The 20,347-nt window shown below is 49.1% G+C and carries 12 protein-coding genes; 5 read left to right on the plus strand and 7 right to left on the minus strand.

What is annotated here, in order from left to right; genetic code table 11:
* Positions 1 to 20: 20 nt before the first annotated feature.
* Positions 21 to 1,703, minus strand: a complete 1,683-nt coding sequence (locus NEV57_RS05295) for an amino acid permease (RefSeq protein WP_257657261.1) — start codon at positions 1,701 to 1,703, stop codon at positions 21 to 23.
* Positions 1,704 to 1,797: 94 nt separating this feature from the next.
* Positions 1,798 to 2,472: an ACP phosphodiesterase gene (locus NEV57_RS05300; RefSeq protein WP_257657262.1), complete on the minus strand. Its 675-nt coding sequence runs from the start codon at positions 2,470 to 2,472 to the stop codon at positions 1,798 to 1,800.
* A gap of 190 nt (positions 2,473 to 2,662) precedes the next feature.
* On the opposite strand from NEV57_RS05300, the gene tyrS reads away from it, so the two are divergent.
* Entirely contained in the window at positions 2,663 to 3,946 is a 1,284-nt protein-coding gene (tyrS, locus tag NEV57_RS05305) for a tyrosine--tRNA ligase (RefSeq protein ID WP_257657263.1), read from the plus strand.
* A 120-nt stretch (positions 3,947 to 4,066) separates the two neighbouring features.
* On the opposite strand, the gene NEV57_RS05310 is transcribed toward tyrS, so the two are convergent.
* Positions 4,067 to 4,801 carry a DUF4397 domain-containing protein gene (locus tag NEV57_RS05310; RefSeq protein WP_257657264.1) on the minus strand — a complete coding sequence of 245 codons (735 nt, stop codon included), beginning with the start codon at positions 4,799 to 4,801 and terminating at the stop codon, positions 4,067 to 4,069.
* A 209-nt stretch (positions 4,802 to 5,010) separates the two neighbouring features.
* On the opposite strand from NEV57_RS05310, the gene NEV57_RS05315 reads away from it, so the two are divergent.
* Positions 5,011 to 7,542: a DNA translocase FtsK gene (locus NEV57_RS05315; protein ID WP_257657265.1), complete on the plus strand. Its 2,532-nt coding sequence runs from the start codon at positions 5,011 to 5,013 to the stop codon at positions 7,540 to 7,542.
* Between the two features lie 7 nt (positions 7,543 to 7,549).
* Entirely contained in the window at positions 7,550 to 8,209 is a 660-nt protein-coding gene (gene lolA1 / locus NEV57_RS05320; RefSeq protein ID WP_257657266.1) for an outer membrane lipoprotein periplasmic chaperone LolA1, read from the plus strand.
* 57 nt (positions 8,210 to 8,266) lie between these two features.
* Here lolA1 and NEV57_RS05325 read toward each other — a convergent pair whose 3' ends face one another.
* Positions 8,267 to 9,067: a lytic transglycosylase domain-containing protein gene (locus tag NEV57_RS05325; RefSeq protein WP_257657267.1), complete on the minus strand. Its 801-nt coding sequence runs from the start codon at positions 9,065 to 9,067 to the stop codon at positions 8,267 to 8,269.
* A 245-nt stretch (positions 9,068 to 9,312) separates the two neighbouring features.
* Between NEV57_RS05325 and NEV57_RS05330 the strand changes: the two genes are divergently transcribed.
* The gene (locus NEV57_RS05330) at positions 9,313 to 10,482 is read left to right on the plus strand and encodes a pseudouridine synthase (RefSeq protein ID WP_257657268.1); all 1,170 of its coding nucleotides are present in this window, start codon (positions 9,313 to 9,315) and stop codon (positions 10,480 to 10,482) included.
* A 47-nt stretch (positions 10,483 to 10,529) separates the two neighbouring features.
* On the plus strand, positions 10,530 to 10,997 hold the full coding sequence (locus tag NEV57_RS05335; protein ID WP_257657269.1) for a pyrophosphohydrolase domain-containing protein: 468 nt from the start codon (positions 10,530 to 10,532) through the stop codon (positions 10,995 to 10,997).
* A 16-nt stretch (positions 10,998 to 11,013) separates the two neighbouring features.
* On the opposite strand, the gene mnmL is transcribed toward NEV57_RS05335, so the two are convergent.
* The 3 genes from mnmL to rpoB all read right to left on the minus strand — a co-directional run bounded on the left by mnmL (position 11,014) and on the right by rpoB (position 20,248).
* Positions 11,014 to 11,964, minus strand: a complete 951-nt coding sequence (gene mnmL / locus NEV57_RS05340) for a tRNA modification radical SAM protein MnmL/YtqA (RefSeq protein WP_257657270.1) — start codon at positions 11,962 to 11,964, stop codon at positions 11,014 to 11,016.
* Positions 11,965 to 12,122: 158 nt separating this feature from the next.
* Positions 12,123 to 16,403 (minus strand): DNA-directed RNA polymerase subunit beta', encoded by a 4,281-nt coding sequence (gene rpoC / locus NEV57_RS05345; protein WP_257657271.1) that lies wholly within the window; start codon positions 16,401 to 16,403, stop codon positions 12,123 to 12,125.
* A 35-nt stretch (positions 16,404 to 16,438) separates the two neighbouring features.
* Positions 16,439 to 20,248: a DNA-directed RNA polymerase subunit beta gene (rpoB, locus tag NEV57_RS05350; RefSeq protein WP_257657272.1), complete on the minus strand. Its 3,810-nt coding sequence runs from the start codon at positions 20,246 to 20,248 to the stop codon at positions 16,439 to 16,441.
* Positions 20,249 to 20,347 lie beyond the last annotated feature (99 nt).

The following is a 20,347-nucleotide window of genomic DNA, read 5'->3' on the forward strand; positions in this document are numbered from 1 at the left end:
CGGGATTTCATTACCGCTTTTTATCTGCGGGTCTGATTCAATACGGAGTGCCGATAGCCGTATCCGAAATACACCAGCAGCCCCATCGCCAGCCATACCAAAAATATCATCCAGTTACTGGCACCCAATTGGGACATCAGGTATAGGTTAAACAGAATACCCGCTACCGGAAAAAGTGAGAAATTAAATTTAAAGCCCATGACGCTGAGTACGGCCCACGTCAGCCAAAAAATAATGATCAGTAATTTGTGTGCTATAATTTCCGTTATTGACAGTTGGCGCCATTCAGCGATCAGCTCCGGTTCCCCATAATAAACCCATAGCATGGCAATGATTAACCCTAATGAAATCAGGTATTTGCCATTTATATAGGGCACCCTGAATTTCGATTGCCTGGAAATTCCTGAATGATCCATATAAAGCACACCCGCACATACCAGAATAAATGCAAAAAAGGTACCTACACTGGTTAAGTCGACAAAGAAATCCATTTTAAAAAACAGCGCAGGTACGGCTACGATGATGCCGGTAACAATAGTTGCAAACGAAGGTGTTTTATATTTCGGATGGATCGTGGAAAAACGTTTCCAAAGAAGACCATCGCGACTCATGGTCATCCAGATACGGGGCTGTGCAAGCTGAAAAACCAACAATGCGCTGGTAATCGCTACAACTGAGGTTACCGAAACAATACCGGCCATATAATCCATGCCTACGTATTCAAACACATACGCCAGCGGGTCCTTTACATTTAACTCCGTATAATGGACCATGCCTGTCAATACCAGTGTAATCAAAATATATAATACCGCACAGATCAGCAGGCAAAGAATCATCGCCCGCGGCAGATCCCGTTGGGGATTCCTACATTCTTCCGCCGTCGTTGATATGGAGTCAAATCCGATAAAAGCAAAGAAAACGGCCGCGACACCACTCATAATGCCATCAACGCCATTCGGCGCGAATGGCACCCAATTTTCCGGCTTTACAAAGAAAATCCCACCGAATACAACCAATAAGATAACGCCGATTTTCACGGCAACCATGATATTGCTCGCTGTCCTTGATTCCTTGATGCCAATGTAAACCAGCCAGGTAACCAGAAAGGTGATGAGGCCTGCGGGTAAGTCAAAAATAATCGGAATATCTCCTATCCGCGGGGCATCCACGTATGCTGCCGCGGCCGCCTGATCCACCTTGGAAAGTGACGCCATACCACCTGCCCCCAATTTGGCATGTGCTTCAATAGCATAGGCCGGGGCCATGGTGAGCCATCTTGGGATCACGATCCCGAAACCTTCCAGCATACTTACAAAGTATTGCGACCAGGAAATAGCCACTACCATGTTGGAAACGGCGTACTCCAAAATAAGCGCCCACCCAATAATCCAGGCAAATAACTCCCCGAAAGCAACATATGCATAGGTATAAGCGCTGCCCGAAACAGGTACGGTGCTGGCAAATTGCGCATAGGAAAGTGCGGTAAATACACAGGCAACCGCCACAAACACAAATAAAAGCGATACTGCAGGCCCGCCGTTGTAACTGGCAAGACCGATGGTGCTGAAGATACCGGCCCCTACGATAGCTGCAATCCCAAGCGATACCAGATCACGTACGCCCAGTACTTTGGCCAATCCACCGTGTGGTGCACCTGCCAGCAACTGATCGATCTGTTTTTTTTGGAAAAGTCTGTTTGCCATACGCGGATAACATTTGGTTAGCCCACTGTTAACCGGTCAAACTTATAAAAAAAACCCGACGGAGCAGCCAATTTTCGGCAAGGAGGAAAAGAAGTTATGGCAATAATGGTCCGATCTCATCAAATATAAGGTTAAAGTCCCCGTTCATTTTTTTTGCGTAGTCCCTTAAGCTTGCCGTGATCTGTTTTTTTTGGTCCGCTGTAATAACGACACGCCAAAGCCGTCTGCAAATGTTGATCAGCGCAAAAGTAATCTGCTCAAACTCCCGGTAACTGCCTACATACCGTGCCTTTATAAAGCCGTCGAAATAAGTAAAGAAGAACTCCGTATCAGGTACGTCACATATTTTCAGAAACCGGGCTACCGTATCGCGGTCGGCCGCAGTTAGGTAAGCATAAAAATCGTTTTCATTCACCATCCCGTTTTCAAGCAGCAGGTGATCTAAAAGTAATTCAAGGGCGATATGCGATAAAAACGACGGCCGTATCGCCGTAGTCTCCACTGCGGGCGCCAGCAGCAGTTTCAGCTCGTGGGTGTTTTCATAAAAAAAAGGCGCATTGTGAAAAAGCCGATCCGTTTCGATATGCCGCATCCACCCCTGATACAGGCTATTCAATTTGGGGTTATTACCCAGTTTGGTTTCGTATTTATGCGCCTGTATGTTAACTTCTTTAGCTGCATTTTTTACTAAATCGGGCAATATACTGCCCAGCACCAACTCAGGGTTGTGGCTATATCGTTCAAAATAATAGTGCGAAAGGAAATTCATGCAGCCCGTTTTAGCTTAACGTGCACTTATTGTGCCAATGTCTCCTGTCGATATTCCTCCCTGCTTCAAAGGCCTATTATGCATCATCTGATACCAAGATAACAATTTCAACGCATAAATTTACGCATAATCTACTATCTTTGCGGTCGTTTTACGGGAGTCATCCGAAAGCTTAAAACAGGGAATTACCATGAATTTTGTAGACGAATTACGTTGGCGGGGTATGTTGCAGGATATCATACCGGGTACTGAAGAATTACTGAATAAAGGACCGGTTTCAGGTTATATCGGCTTTGATCCGACGGCAGATTCACTGCATGTGGGGCACCTGACCCAAATCATGACCCTGATTCATTTCCAGCGTGCAGGGCACAACCCTATCGCGTTGGTTGGCGGTGCCACCGGCATGATCGGCGACCCATCTTTCAAATCCGCAGAACGGAACTTGCTTGATGAAGCGACCTTGCAGCACAATGTAAACTGCCTCGAAAAACAGCTGCGGCAGTTCCTGAATTTTGGCGAAGGACCGAACCCGGCAAAAATGGTCAACAACTACGACTGGTTCAAAGAATTTAGATTTCTGGATTTTATCCGTGATGTCGGGAAACTGATTACGGTGAATTACATGATGGCAAAAGATTCTGTCAAAAGTCGGCTGGCAAGTGAAAACGGCCTGTCGTTCACTGAATTTTCATACCAGTTGATCCAGGGCTACGACTTCTACCACCTGTGGAAGCACCACAATTGCCTGATACAAATGGGCGGGTCAGACCAATGGGGAAATATTGTAACTGGAACCGAATTTATCCGCCGACAGGACGCCGGTACCGCCTACGGCGTTACTACGCAACTGATCAAAAAAGCAGACGGCAATAAGTTTGGGAAAACCGAAAGTGGGGCAGTCTGGTTAGACAGAACAAAGACCTCACCATACCGGTTTTACCAATTCTGGCTCAACGCAAGCGACGATGATGCAAAAAACTGGATTAAGATATTCACACTGAAATCCCGGGAAGAGATCGATTCGATTATTGCCGAGCACGACACAGCACCGCATTTACGTATTGTACAAAAGGCCCTGGCCAGTGACATCACCGTCCGGACACACGGTGAACAGGACTACGAAACCGCCGTTAAAACCTCGGAATTTCTATTTGGCAGCGGTTCCCTGGAGTTCCTCAATGGAATGGACCCCGCAGGCGTACTTGACGTATTTGACGGCATCCCGCAGTTCGAGATTGATAAGACCCAGTTTGAGACTGGCATTAATGTATTGGACCTGCTGGCGCAATCTTCGTCTGTTTTCCCTTCCAAGGGCGAAGCACGTAAAATGATACAGGGTGGTGGCGTTTCTGTTAACCGGGAAAAACTCGGCAATACGGAACAGGTATTTACAACTGCGGACCTGGTGAACGGCCGTTACCTGGTTGTGCAACGGGGTAAAAAGAACTATTTTCTGCTAACAGCGGTATAAAAGTATCGCACGAACCATTAGCCAAAAAAAACCGCTCCCGGGCGGGAGCGGTATCCATCCACCGGTTGGCGGATGGACTTCAATCAACCTAAATTTATGGAGAATCTTAAACTACAACGATCAGTGGGTAATTACCTCATGGCCGAAAGCCAGCGATTCATCGCCCTCACTTTCAAATAAGCCTTTAACCCATATCGTGTAAATTTTATTATTTTCCGGCGTAAAATCGAACGTATGGACGACATCGGTACTGCCGTGTTCCAGGATATTAAATGTGTGAGCCGTACCAGCTTCCACATCAAAAAAGTCGACAACATCCTTAAATTCCATGTCGCTTGCCAGCACATCATCTTCCCCTTCCTCTACAATATCCAGCGATGGGGCATCCGGGCTCAGTTGAATAAACCGGATTTTCGCATTTCCCTCAGCCGGAGCCGAAGGGTCGTCTTCCGTCACCATGATTTCCAGTTCATCATAACCCACTACATACAGGGTATAAAAAGTACCGGGAACAAAATTTACCGTCGCATAGGCCAACGGCGGGGTATCCACGTTGCGCTGGGGGTCAAATACGCGGGCCAGCCGGCTTCCGGGATAAGCATTCTTGTAAGGCAGCACATCCGTGTATGCAAATTCTTCACCCCAGTAGCGGTCATTCAGCTGGTTGTTGTCCAATCCGATATCAAGCCCTTCCGAACCTGGTACGGCATTCAGCGCGGCAGTTGCAGAAATTTGACTTGGTCCGGTATCGTCCTTCAGACAGCTGCCAAACGCGATCACTACGCCTAACATCAGCACGGCCAGCGAAAGGCGGTTACGTTTTCCTGTTTTTCTAAATTGTATCTTTTTCATCATTATATTTTCTTTAATAACTAACCATTGTTGTTATATCGTCATCACGTATATCTGCAAACAACTTTTTAAACCGGATGTTTTGATAAAACGCGGCCCGCGTATAAAACGCTACAGTCCGAAAAAAAACCGATCAAACAGCATCCGGTTAGCCACAATCATTTTATCTGTAAAAAATCGTAAGTTTGTCTCAAACATAACGTGTCCGCTAAATGTCTGGAAAAGGAAACTCATTCAGAAAAAACACACCATACGATACCGGAAGCAAGTCGCCCGAACGAAAAAAAACCGAGCGTAGGCGTAATTCCGGCACAGCTTCAGGAAAGACCGTAGGCGCAAAAATTGTCAAAATTGCCGGTCTGTTTCTACTGGCCATGTCGGTTTACTTCCTCATTGCCTTTATTTCCTACTTATTTACCTGGCAGGAAGACCAGAGTTACATCTCCGCAACCAACGGAAGCTGGGACACGCTGTTTAAAACCCGGGAAGAGCTGGAGCTTGCCGGTGTTGAGCAGCCTGTTGTGGAAAACTGGATGGGAAAATTCGGCGCATTGCTTGCCCATCAGTTTATTTATAAGTGGTTTGGGGTGGCTTCATTCATTTTTGTGGGTATCTTTTTTGTCATCGGGTATCGCCTGTTGCTGAAAGTGCGGATTATCTCCATTTGGAAAACACTGGTCTACTCCTTATGTGCGTTAATATTCATTTCGGTCACGCTCGCCTATATTCATGGTTTTGCCAGCAATTACCCGCATTTTCTGGAAGGTGAATTCGGGTTTTGGACCAATCGGTTGCTGCAGGCGCAAATTGGTGTGGCCGGCGTAGGCGGTTTGCTCATTTTCGTCATACTCACGGTACTGATTATGGCGTTTAACCTGGATTTTAAGCTACCTGTCCGACAACCGAAGACCACGAATCCGACACCGGAAACGGCCTATACCGCACGTGAAGAAAACCGTTACCTGGAAGAATCGGAGTACCGGATCGATCCGGTTGAATTCAGCCTCAATAAGATGAAAGACGAGGCACCGGTGGAACCGCCTGTGCCGGCAGCTGCGGAATCCGGGCAACAGCCGGATAAGCGTCCGGAAACACCCGATTTCACGGTAGCGCCCGTGGCTGAAAAGCCCGAACCAAAAAAAGAGACCCTGGCACCCGCACTTACGGTTTCAGCCATTAAGGAAGAGAAAAGCATTACTACGGCCGACGAGTTAGTCGAGAAGGTAGGACAGTACGACCCCAAACTGGATCTATCGGGATACCAATACCCAACACTCGATCTCCTTCGTGATTATGGCTCTGGAAAAATAACGGTCAATAACCACGAACTGGAAGCCAACAAAGATAAAATTGTCGAAACGCTGGGGAATTATAATATTGAGATTGCCAAAATCAAAGCAACCATCGGCCCTACCGTTACACTGTATGAAATTATCCCCAAACCGGGGGTACGTATTTCCAAAATCAAAAACCTGGAGGACGATATTGCACTGAGCCTTGCCGCATTGGGCATCCGGATCATTGCGCCCATGCCGGGCAAAGGTACTATCGGCATTGAAGTGCCCAACAGCCATCCGGAAATGGTATCCATGCGATCCGTACTGGCCACAGAGAAATTCCAGCATACCGATATGGACCTACCCATCGCACTGGGAAGAACTATTTCCAATGAAGTCTTTATTGCTGATTTGGCGAAAATGCCCCACTTGTTGGTAGCCGGTGCTACTGGCCAGGGTAAGTCTGTGGGTATCAACGCCATCCTCACCTCTTTACTGTACAAAAAACATCCAGCGGAACTGAAGTTTGTACTGGTGGACCCCAAAAAGGTGGAACTTTCGTTATTCAAAAAAGTAGAACGGCACTTTTTAGCCAAACTGCCCGGCGAAGAAGATGCTATCATTACCGATACCAAAAAGGTAATTAATACCCTCAATTCACTGTGTATCGAAATGGATAGCCGTTACGACCTCCTGAAAAACGGACAGGTCCGTAACCTCAAAGAGTACAACGCCAAATTCATTAACAGGCGCCTGAACCCCGAAGAGGGCCACCGTTATCTCCCTTTCATTGTATTGATTGTCGATGAATTCGCCGATCTGATGATGACTGCCGGCAAAGAGGTGGAAACCCCCATTGCCCGCCTGGCACAATTAGCCCGTGCTGTCGGTATTCACCTGGTAATTGCCACCCAGCGCCCATCCGTGAATATCATTACCGGTACTATCAAGGCCAACTTCCCTGCCCGGCTTGCTTTCCGGGTACTCTCCAAGGTGGATTCACGGACTATTCTCGACTCCGGAGGTGCCGACCAGCTGATCGGCCGTGGGGATATGTTATTGGCTACGGGAAGCGACCTGATCCGGATACAGTGTGCTTTTGTAGATACGCCCGAGGTCGAAGAGATTTCCGAATTCATCGGCAGCCAGCGGGGTTACCCTTCGGCATTCCTTCTCCCTGAATATATCGACGAAAACGGCGAAAGCGGAACCGGAGATTTCGACATGAGCGATCGCGACCCGATGTTTGAGGATGCCGCACGCCTTATTGTGCTCCACCAGCAGGGATCGACTTCACTTATCCAGCGTAAATTAAAACTGGGATACAACCGGGCCGGCCGGATCATCGACCAACTGGAGGCCGCCGGCATCGTAGGGCCATTTGAGGGCAGCAAAGCCCGCGAAGTGCTATTCCCTGACGAATATTCATTGGAACAGTTTTTGGATGGGTTAAAGAAAGATGCTTAAGATAGCCATGAGAGAAGCGAAACGATTTGGACTGTTCATCCTGTTTTTAGTTGCTGTAACCAGCGTTTATGCACAGACGGATGCAGCGGCAAAAGCATTGCTCGATAAAATGAGCAGCACATATAAAGGTTATAAAACGGTTCAGGCTAATTTTACCGTCACTGCCCGGCAGTCGCCGCAGGCAGCTGCTGACTATTCGGAATCAGGGGTCATCCTGATCGAACCGTCTAGCGGAAAATATCACATTACCATGGATAGCCAGGAGCTGATCAGTGATGGCAAAACGCTGTGGACGGTACTCAAGGACGTCAGTGAAGTACAGGTTACCGATGTAGACAACAGTGCCACGGCCATTTCACCGGTCAATATCTTCTCATTTTACAGCAGTGGGTACAAATACGTATCGGCCGCGGACGAACGTGCTGGAAATACGGCATTGCATGTGATTGAACTTTCACCGGAAGATACGCAATCGCCGTACTACAAAATCAAGCTGCGGATCAGTCAATCCACGAACCTGCTCTACGATGTAACGGTTTTTGATAAGAATGGTATGCGGTATACCTATGCAATTAAAGGTACGAAAGCGAATCCAACGGTTCCGGCAGGCCGGTTTACTTTTCAGCAGAGTCAATACCCGGGGGTAGAAATTGTAGATCTTCGCTAGCCGGCAAAGGCATACCTCTCAGCCGGTTATCCGGCAACAGGGGGTGCCCCTGACAGCCTATAATTTATGATCTTCTTCCTGTGCATCCGGTGTTGCATCAGCCAGCAGTGCTTTGTTACGCTCGCGGTGCAGCCCTGGATGCTCGATAATCTCTTTTACCGAGATCAGCTTGTACACATAGCTGCCTGTTTCCCGGTTAAGTTTCAGCTTGAAATAGTTATCTTCCCGTTGACGGCTAATTGCACGCTGTAAATTTCCCTCACCGATATTGTAGGCGGCTGCAACCAATGTCCAGCTATTAAAGACGCGATATAACGACTTCAGGTATTTCGCAGCGGCCACAGTTGATTTTTCAATATGCTGGCGTTCATCAACTTCATTGTCGACGCGGAGACCAAAAGCCCGGGCGGTGCTGGGCATAAACTGCCAGTAACCCGACGCACCCCGGTGCGATGTCGTGCCATGTGCGAGGCCACTTTCCACCAAGGGAATGTATTTAAAGTCTTCAGGGACGCCATACCGGCGTAAAACGGAAGCCACTTCCGGTAAATCGGACTGCGCCTTACGGTGCAATAGCTTCGACCACTGTTTCCGGGAATATGCCTTGAGATAGCGCATCATTTTCTGTTCAATTTGCTTGTCACCTAAAGGCAGGTTCTCTTCCGCAAAATTCAATGATGCAAAATAGGGGGAGTTTCGAACTTGATTAATATCATCCAGCCAAAAATCGCTGTACGATATGGTGTCCTGTTGCAAAACGGCCTGTTCTTCACTGACTGCTGAGTTATATGAATATAAATTAGACAGCAACACCAGCCCCAAAACCGCACTGCAACAGAGCAGTTGTTTTTTTATCATGCATTACCTTTCTGTAATAGACCGCCCGGTTAAAAATGGGGGGAAATTATTACTTGATCCAAAAGTTGGTCGCAAATGTAAAAATTATCTCGCTATCTTACAAACACTTAGTTAACAACGGCTTGACTTTTAACAAAATTTAACGTACCTTTTCTGGTTATTTTTTTGTAAAAAACAAGGTCACTCGCCGTTAAACGCATATTTTTAGCTACCTTTGCGGTTCACATTTTTCTACGGTAAAAATCATGCCATTAAGTAACAAACGGAACAGTCGCGACGACAAATCCAGAAAAAAAGGTAGATCGGCAAGCCCTTCCGCTCCCAGCGGCTATAAATCCAGGGGTCAGGACACACAGGCAAGTAACAGGAATCAACCGGGACGGAAGTCCGGTCCTTATAAAGGCCGCTCCGGCGAGTCAGGTCGCCCCTACAGCGGCGGCCCACGGAAAACCTGGGAAAACGATGAACCATCGAACGGACCGGACCGTAAACCCGCACCTTATAAAGGCCGATCGTCCGGACCGGGGCGCCCTTATAGTCGGGACACGCGAAATGCGCATGAAAACGACAATACCCAGCATCGTGCCTACCGTGAAAAACGGGCGGATAGCCGCCATGGTGCCGACGCAACTAAGCCTGTATATGAACGGCGTCGGGGAACATCCCGGAAGCCATTCCAGCAGGAACCTGAAAATAACGGACTGGTCCGCCTCAACCGGTACATTGCCAACGCAGGAATCTGTTCCCGGCGCAAGGCAGATGAATTGATCGAGGCAGGCGTCATCCGGGTAAACGGCGAAGTAGTTACCGCGTTAGGTACCAAGGTCGATCCGGCGAAAGACGATATTCGGTATAATGGCGAACGCCTGCAACGTGAAAAAATGGTGTATGTGCTACTAAATAAGCCAAAGGACTATATTACCACCACTGACGATCCACAGGAACGGCGTACCGTTATGCAATTGGTTGCCAAGGCCACCCGTGAACGGATTTATCCGGTAGGGCGGTTGGACCGCAATACGACCGGATTGCTGTTGCTGACAAACGACGGGAATCTCTCTGAGAAACTTTCCCATCCACGGAATAATGTCAGCAAGATTTACCAGGTGGAGCTCCATAAGAACCTAACGCAGGGCGACCTTAATAAAATTGCATTTGGCGTGGAACTGGAAGACGGTTTTGTCAAACCTGATGCGATCAGCTACGTCCAGGGTGGAAGCAAACGGGAAATCGGTGTCCAGATCCATAGTGGGAAAAACCGCATCGTACGCCGCATATTTGAATCACTCGGCTACGACGTCGTGAAGCTCGACCGGGTAGTCTATGCCAACCTGACCAAGAAAGACCTGCCCCGCGGCCGCTGGCGTTTCCTGGAAGAAAAAGAGATTATCCAGCTCAAGCATTTCATTAAATAGCAGTTAAGCGTGCTATATTCAATACTTACGACGAAAAACCATTAAGCATGACAGACCCGAAGACGTTGACAGCCGTTGCCGAATTTCACCGTACGTTTCAACACCCTATATTGGCCCAGCCTGCCATTCCTGACGAAAAACGATGCAACCTGCGTGTTTCCCTTATCTCCGAAGAGCTGAAAGAACTGGAGGAAGCCATCGCCAACCGAGATATTATCGAAATAGCCGATGCCCTTTGCGACATTCAGTATGTGCTTTCCGGTGCCGTTCTGGAGTTTGGCCTGGCCGATAAATTCGCCGCATTGTTCGACGAAGTCCAACGGTCGAACATGAGCAAGGCCTGCAAAACCGTACAGGAAGCGGAAGCTACCATGTCACATTACAAGGCAAAAGGCGTAGAATCATACTATAAGGAAGTCGATGGATTATTTCTGGTATTCCGTACCGAAGACAACAAGACATTGAAATCAGTTGCGTATTCGCCTGCCGACCTGAAACAGGTGCTGGAAGGTTAAACCACACGCGATCGGATTATTTCGCTTTATACTGACTCCCTTGGTAAGCACCCCGGCGTTCCAGTTCTTTATCAATATGGGTCTGAATAGCCGATTTTCCCTTGCCCCAATTCGGTGCAATCAGTAGCTCCTGATCCGCCAGGCCAAACAGGCGCTGGATGACGATATCAGGCCTAAGTAAGGGAATAAATGCACAAAGAAAGTCGGTATAGCCGGCTAAGCTGAACACCGGAAAAGGATTACGTTTATACTGTACGCCCATAATGGATCCCTCGACAATATGCAAATGATGCAGTTTTACAAACTTAATCTGCGGAAACCGGTTAATCTCATCGGCATAGCGCAGCATCATTTCCCTTGTTTCCCAGGGAAATCCGAAAATGGTATGCACACAGATATCAAGCGGGCTGTTGGCAACCAGGCCGAGGGCTGATTCCAGTTCCTCGTGGCTGCAGCCCCGGTTGATGCGCTCCAGCGTATCGTTATAAATCGACTCCATACCCATCTCCAGGTCCACATCATATCGGTCAGTGTAACTTTCAAGCAGCGCCACCTTTTCAAAGTCGATGCAATCCGGCCGGGTGCCAACGGACAGGCCCACCACGTTTTCCGGAGCGACGCTCAATGCTTCATCGTACAATGCCTTGAGGTAGTGGGTCGGTGCGTACGTGTTGGTATTGGGTTGAAAGTAAATCACGAATTTCTCTGCACCGTAACCATTTATCGCGCGTTGAATCCCTTCTTCCACCTGCTGACGGATAGTGGGTAATGTACGGGCAGATTCGGGGGTGAACGAATCCACGTTGCAGTAGGAACAGCCCCCATACCCCTTGCTGCCATCGCGATTCGGGCATGTAAAATTGCCATCCACGATAATCTTGAATACGCGTTTACCGTCGTATTTAGCACGCAGGTAGGCGCCATAATGATTGTACGGCTTTTGTCCGATATCCAGTAGGGTACCCATAGCGATTGCAAAGATACGATTTAGCCGTTAGCTTTCAGTGGTTGGGATTCAGCGGAAACAAAAAAACCGCCGGGCATTTTCCAATGCCCGGCGGTTCATTTTATCCTGATCGGCCGGCCGGTCAGTAAACACCGGCTACCGATCAAACAATCCACTGATTAATCCTCTTCTTTGGAAGCCAGCAGCTGATCGTATTCCTCCTGGGAGCCCACGATAATCCGTTCGTAATCGCGTAGCCCGGTTCCCGAAGGAATCAGGTGTCCTACAATCACGTTCTCCTTCAGTCCCAACAGGTTGTCACGCTTACCTGCGATTGCCGCCTCATTCAGCACTTTGGTTGTTTCCTGGAAGGAAGCCGCCGAAATGAATGATTTGGTACCCAATGAAGCACGGGTAATTCCCTGCAGTATCGGGCTGGACGTAGCAGGAATGGCATCCCTGACATCCACTAATTTCAGGTCGCGGCGTTTTAGGCTGGAATTCACATCCCGCAATTTACGCAACGAAACAATCTGGCCGGGTTTCAGTTCATTGGAATCTCCAGCGTCTACCACTACTTTCTTATCGTAAATGTTATCGTTCTCTTCCATGAAGTCCCACCGGTTAACTGCCTCTTTCTCGAGGAAACGGGTATCGCCTGGATCGGCAATTTCCACCTTCTGCATCATCTGATGCACAATGGTTTCAAAGTGCTTATCATTGATTTTTACCCCTTGCAGGCGGTATACTTCCTGAATACCATTTACCAGATACTCCTGTACTGCCGATGGACCTTTAATCGCCAGGATGTCTGCTGGAGAAATCGACCCGTCTGACAACGGCATACCGGCTTTCACAAAGTCATTATCCTGTACCAGGATGTGCTTGGAAAGCGGCACCAGGTATTTCTTGATCTGTCCATCGCGTGACTCGATGGATATCTCGCGATTACCGCGTTTGACACCACCAAGTGTCACCACACCATCGATTTCGGTTACTACTGCCGGGTTAGACGGATTACGGGCTTCAAACAGCTCGGTCACCCGTGGCAGACCACCTGTAATGTCCCGCGTTTTACCAGTAGAACGGGGTATCTTGGCCAAAATCATCCCTTCTTTCACATCCACCTGGTCGCTCACAGAAACGTGGGCACCAACCGGGATGTTGTACGTACGGATAACCGCACCTTTTTTATCCAGGATCTTAATGGCCGGGTTTTTCGTTTTATCCCGGGTATCAATAATTACCTTCTCACGGTGTCCGGTTTGTTCATCGGATTCCTCGCGGAACGTAACCCCTTCGATGATCGATTCAAACTCCACTTTTCCGGCAAATTCGGAAATGATCACCGCATTATAAGGGTCCCAGGAGCAGATACGCTGCCCTGCGGTTACCTTATCCCCCGCATTGACATACAGGTATGACCCGTAAGGGATGTTATTGGTCATGATCACCTTATTGGTTTCCGGATCAACGATACGGAGTTCGCCAGAACGGCCAATCACTACCTGATCCGGCCCTTCCTCGCCTTCGTGCGGTACCGAGCGAATATTTTCCAGTTCAACAACACCGTCAAATTTTGCCAGAATCTGGGATTCTGCCGCAATGTTCGATGCCGTACCACCCACGTGGAACGTACGCAGTGTAAGCTGTGTACCCGGCTCACCGATGGACTGCGCAGCAATCACACCAACAGCCTCACCCTTTTGCACCCGTTTGCCGGTTGCCAGGTTACGGCCATAGCAGAGCGCACATACGCCACGCCTACTTTCACACGTCAATACCGAGCGGATTTCCAGTCCTTCTACGGCCGAATTTTCAATTTTCGCCGCAATCTGTTCGTCGATATCCTGATCTGCCGCTACCAGCTGTTCACCCGAAATGGGGTCATATACATCGTGCAGCGATACACGGCCGAGTATCCGGTCATATAACGGCTCAATAACATCTTCGTTATCCTTCAGGGCAGTCGTATAAACACCCCGCAGGCCACCGCAATCCTCGTCCACCACAATCATATCCTGGGCCACATCATGCAACCGCCGGGTCAGGTAACCTGCGTCGGCCGTTTTCAGTGCCGTATCCGCAAGACCTTTACGGGCACCGTGTGTCGAAATGAAGTATTCCAATACCGAAAGTCCTTCCTTGAAGTTCGAAAGAATCGGGTTCTCAATAATCTCACCTCCGGAAGAGCCCGATTTCTGCGGTTTAGCCATCAGGCCCCGCATGCCGCATAACTGGCGGATCTGCTCCTTGGAACCCCGGGCGCCTGAATCCAGCATCATATAAACCGAATTGAAGCCCTGGTTATCCGTAGAAAGAATCTCCATTACATTAGCCGTCAACCGGCTGTTAATGCGCGTCCAGATATCGATAATCTGGTTGTAACGCTCATTATTTGTAATGAAGCCCATGTTATAGTTGTTCGTCACTTCCTCTACTTCGCGGGTTGCCTGGTCGATCAGGTCAGACTTGGCATCCGGAATATTGAGGTCCTGCAGGTTAAACGAGAGCCCACCCCGAAATGCCATCTGGAACCCAAGCTCCTTAATGTCATCCAGGAACTGCGCCGCACGTGCCATACCCATGGTCTTTACCACGGATCCGATAATATCACGAAGCGACTTCTTGGTGAGCAGTTCATTTACATAACCGATTTCCTCGGGAACAACCTGGTTAAACAGCACACGCCCCACGGTCGTTTCGATAATCCGTTCTTCCAGCGTACCTGCCTGATTGCGGACAACCGTTTTTACTTTGATAAACGCGTGCAGATCGACCTGCTTCTCGTTATAGGCAATGATCACCTCCTCAGCGGAGTAAAAGACCATATCCTGCCCCTTAATTACGCGGGTTTCATCTGTTTTCCGGCCCTTGGTCATGTAATAAAGACCCAATACCATGTCCTGCGAAGGAACCGTAATCGGGGTTCCGTTAGCCGGGTTCAGGATATTGTGTGATGCCAGCATCAGGATCTGTGCTTCAAGGATCGCCGCGTTGCCCAACGGCAAGTGTACCGCCATCTGGTCACCGTCAAAGTCGGCGTTGAACGCCGTACACACCAACGGGTGCAGCTGGATGGCCTTACCTTCCACCAACGTGGGCTGGAAAGCCTGGATACCCAAACGGTGCAGCGTAGGTGCCCGGTTAAGCAGCACAGGATGTCCCTTCAATACATTTTCGAGGATATCCCACACTACCGGATCCTTGCGGTCCACAATTTTCTTGGCCGATTTCACGGTTTTTACAATACCGCGTTCAATCATCTTGCGGATGATAAACGGCTTATACAGTTCGGCTGCCATATCTTTCGGCAGTCCGCATTCGTGCAGTTTCAGGTTCGGCCCGACCACAATGACCGAGCGCGCCGAGTAATCCACCCGTTTACCCAACAGGTTCTGGCGGAAACGGCCCTGCTTACCTTTCAGGATATCGGACAACGATTTCAATGCGCGGTTACCTTCCGTTTTCACGGCATTTACCTTACGCGAGTTATCGAACAGGGAGTCAACCGCTTCCTGCAACATCCGCTTTTCGTTCCGGAGAATTACTTCCGGCGCCTTGATTTCCATCAGGCGTTTCAGGCGGTTATTCCGGATAATCACCCGGCGATACAGGTCGTTCAGATCGGATGTCGCAAAACGTCCGCCTTCCAATGGCACCAATGGGCGCAGCTCGGGCGGAATGATCGGTACAATTTTAACAATCATCCATTCCGGGCGGTTCTCGATCCGATCCCGGGAACCACGGAATGCCTCCACTACCTGCAAACGTTTCAAGGCTTCGTTTTTCCGCTGCTGCGACGTTTCGTTGGCTGCTTGATGGCGCAGATCATAAGAAAGTTGATCCAAATTAAGGCGTTTCAACAGCTCCTCCAGCGCCTCCGCACCCATCTTGGCGATGAATTTCTGCGGGTCGGTATCATCAAGGAACTGATTTTCCTTCGGCAGGGTATCCAGGATATCCAGGTATTCCTCTTCCGTCAGGAAGTCCATGTAATTAATACCATCCTCTTCTTTAACACCCGCCTGGATCACTACATACCGTTCGTAGTAAATGATCATATCAAGCTTCTTGGTGGGCAGACCCAGCAAGTAGCCGATTTTGTTAGGGAGGGAACGGAAGTACCAGATGTGTGCCACGGGAACTACCAGGCTGATATGCCCCATACGTTCACGGCGCACCTTCTTTTCGGTTACTTCCACCCCGCAACGGTCACATACGATCCCCTTGTAACGGATACGCTTGTATTTACCGCAATGGCATTCGTAGTCCTTTACCGGACCGAAAATACGTTCGCAGAACAAACCGTCACGTTCCGGTTTGTACGTCCGGTAATTGATCGTCTCCGGTTTTACCACCTCGCCGCTTGAGCGTTCCAGAATGGTTTCCGGAGAAGCCAGACTAATGGTAATCGAGGTGAAGTTGCTTTTTATTTTATTATCCTTTTTGTAAGACATACTTTCTTTTCTAAAAGTTAAAGCGCTATGCTTGATTAATCCAGCGTGATATCCAATCCTAAACCACGCAGCTCATGAACGAGTACGTTGAAGGATTCCGGTACAGACGGTGTTGGCAGATTATTGCCTTTGACGATCGCTTCGTACGTTTTCGCCCGGCCCACCACGTCGTCCGATTTAACGGTAAGGATTTCCTGAAGAATATTGGAGGCACCGAACGCTTCCAGTGCCCACACTTCCATCTCACCAAACCGCTGGCCACCAAACTGTGCTTTACCGCCGAGTGGCTGCTGGGTAATGAGCGAGTACGGACCAATGGAACGTGCGTGCATCTTATCATCCACCATGTGGCCTAATTTCAGCATGTAGATAACACCTACCGTGGTCGGTTGGTCAAAACGCTCACCGGTCAATCCATTGTACAGGTACGTACGGCCCGATGCAGGAAGTTCGGCCTTAGCCACCCATCCTTCCACCTCTTCCGTAGAGGCTCCGTCAAAAATCGGCGTCGCAAATTTGACACCCAGTTTCTGTCCGGCCCAGCCCAATACCGTTTCATAGATCTGACCCAGGTTCATCCGCGAAGGCACACCCAATGGGTTCAGCACGATATCAACCGGCGTACCATCTTCCAGGAACGGCATATCTTCATCCCGCACAATCCGCGCAACGATACCCTTGTTCCCGTGACGGCCTGCCATCTTATCACCTACCTTCAGCTTCCGTTTTTTAGCGATGAACACCTTGGCCATCTGTACGATGCCCGACGGCAGCTCATCCCCCACGCTAATAGCGAATTTATCCCGCTTATAAGCACCCAACTCCTCATTTAACTTGATGTTATAGAAGTGAAGCGTCTGCTTGATCAGCTCATTCTTTTCGTCGTCAGTTGTCCAGCCCGTAGGATTTACATTCGTATAATCCAGATCGGTCAGGATTTTCTGGGTAAACTTGGCGCCCTTAGCGACCAGCAGCTCCTTATACACATTGTAAACACCCTGTGAAGTTTTGCCGTTTACAATCGCAAACAGCTTTTCAATCAGTTTGTCCTTCAGCACTTTCAGGGCCTTAGCATGTTGCGCATCCAGCTGGTCAAGCACGCGTTTTTCTTCTTCTTTACCCACTTTCTTGGCCCGTGAGAACAGCTTCGTATCAATGACAACACCGTTAATTGAAGGCGGCGTTTTCAATGAAGCGTCCTTTACGTCACCGGCCTTGTCGCCGAAGATCGCACGGAGCAGCTTCTCTTCCGGTGAAGGATCCGATTCCCCTTTCGGCGTAATTTTACCGATCAGGATGTCACCCTCCCGCACCTCCGCACCAATGCGGATGATGCCTTTCTCATCCAGGTCTTTCGTAGCCTCTTCCGATACGTTCGGGATATCCGCCGTCAATTCCTCTTCACCCCGTTTGGTATCGCGCACTTCGAGCTCAAATTCCTCAATGTGCAGTGAAGTAAAGATGTCCTGGCTGACCACCCGTTCCGAAATCACGATAGCATCCTCAAAGTTAAATCCTTGCCATGGCATAAAAGCCACTTTCAGGTTGCGTCCGAGTGCCAGTTCGCCATCCTGGGTTGCATAACCCTCGCAAAGCACCTGTCCTTTTTCCACCTTTTGGCCGGTTTTGACAATCGGCTTCAGGTTTATGCAGGTACTCTGGTTGGTTTTCTTGAACTTAATCAGTTTATATGTTTTTACGTCATCGTCAAACGACACCAGCCGGTCGTCGTCTGTCCGGTCGTAACGGATCTTGATCTCCTCGGCGTCCACATATTCCACTACACCGCTGCCTTCGGCATTGATCAGTGTACGTGAATCGCGTGCCACGCGTCCTTCCAATCCAGTTCCCACAACCGGCGCCTCAGGCCGCAATAGCGGTACTGCCTGCCGCTGCATGTTGGAACCCATGAGGGCCCGGTTAGCATCATCGTGTTCCAGGAACGGAATCAGCGAAGCAGCGATGGAAGTAATCTGGTTCGGCGCAATGTCCATCAGGTCCAGTTTTTCCGGCTCGATAACAGGGAAGTCACCTTCATACCGGGCTTTTACCCTCGGCGTAACGAAGTTACCCTTATCATCGTATTCCGCGTTGGCCTGAGCGATGGTTTTACCATCTTCGTCTTCGGCAGACAGGTAGATCACCGGTTCTTCCACGACTACCCTTCCGTCTTCTACTTTACGGTAGGGGGTCTCAATGAATCCCAGGTTATTGATTTTCGCATGTACACAAAGCGAGGAAATCAACCCGATATTCGGACCTTCCGGTGTTTCAATGGTACATAAACGGCCATAGTGGGTATAGTGCACGTCGCGCACCTCAAATCCCGCCCGTTCACGCGACAAACCGCCGGGCCCTAAAGCCGACAAACGGCGTTTGTGGGTAATTTCTGCCAGCGGGTTGGTCTGGTCCATGAACTGTGACAGTTGGTTGGTACCAAAGAAGGAATTGATCACAGACGAAAGCGTCCGGGCATTGATCAGGTCCGTAGGCGTAAACACCTCGTTGTCGCGGATATTCATCCGTTCGCGGATTGTACGCGCCATACGCGACAGGCCTACACCAAACTGCGTATACAATTGCTCGCCCACGGTACGTACGCGCCGGTTGGACAAGTGGTCGATATCGTCGACCTCTGCCTTGGAGTTGATCAGGTTGATCAGGTACTTCACAATGGCGATGATATCCTCACGGGTGAGCACTTTAGTATCGTCCGGTGTATCCAACTGCAGCTTGCGGTTGATCCGGTAACGGCCCACGTCGCCCAGGTCATAACGTTTGTCGGAAAAGAACAGGCGCTCGATGATGCCGCGAGCGGTTTCCTCATCGGGTGGTTCAGCATTACGCAACTGGCGGTAAATATGCTCAACAGCCTCTTTCTCCGAGTTCGATGTATCTTTCTGTAACGTATTGTATATAATGGAATAATCAGCGTTGTTCGACGCATCTTCCTTCGTCAGGATGATGGATTTCACACCGGCGTCGATAATCAGGTCGATATGGTCATCTTCCAATACCGTTTCGCGTTCCAATACGACCTCGTTTCGGTCGATTGACACCACCTCACCCGTATCTTCGTCCACAAAATCCTCAATCCATTTTTTAAGTACCCGTGCCGCAAGTCTGCGGCCCACATATTTTTTGAGCCCGGATTTGCTCACTTTCACTTCATCGGCCAGCTCAAACAATTCCAGGATGTCCTTGTCCGAATCGTAACCGATGGCCCGTAAAAGTGTAGTTACCGGGAATTTTTTCTTACGGTCGATATACGCGTACATGACGTTGTTCACGTCTGTCGCGAATTCAATCCATGATCCCTTAAACGGAATAACCCGAGCTGAATACAACTTGGTACCGTTCGTGTGGCGGCTCTGTCCGAAGAATACGCCCGGCGAGCGGTGCAGCTGGGATACAATAACGCGTTCAGCGCCATTGATGACAAAGGTTCCCTTCGGGGTCATGTAGGGGATAGTCCCCAGATAAACGTCCTGCACGATGGTTTCAAAATCCTCATGTTCTTCGTCGTTACAGGACAGGCGGAGTTTCGCCTTGAGCGGGACGCTGTAGGTCAGGCCACGTTCGATACACTCCTGAATATCGTAGCGCGGCGGATCAATAAAATAATCCAGAAACTCAAGCACAAAGATGTTCCGTGAATCAGAAATGGGAAAGTTTTCTGAAAATACCTTGAACAGCCCTTCCTGGTGGCGGTTGTCTGAAGTTGTTTCAAGCTGAAAAAACTCCCTGAAAGATTGCAATTGCACATCCAGAAAATCGGGGTAGTCGATCACCTTTTTACTGCTTGCAAAATTCACTCTTTCGTTTTGAATACTTTTGTTTGCCAAGGGAATAAGAATTTAGTTTAATTTAAACTGTGCACACGATGCCGTTTTCTGCCTTAGGGGCCCATGTACGGCATAGACATGGTATGATAGGGGAAATAT

It is taken from the genome of Parapedobacter lycopersici, from assembly GCF_024643285.1.
Lineage (GTDB): Bacteria > Bacteroidota > Bacteroidia > Sphingobacteriales > Sphingobacteriaceae > Parapedobacter > Parapedobacter lycopersici.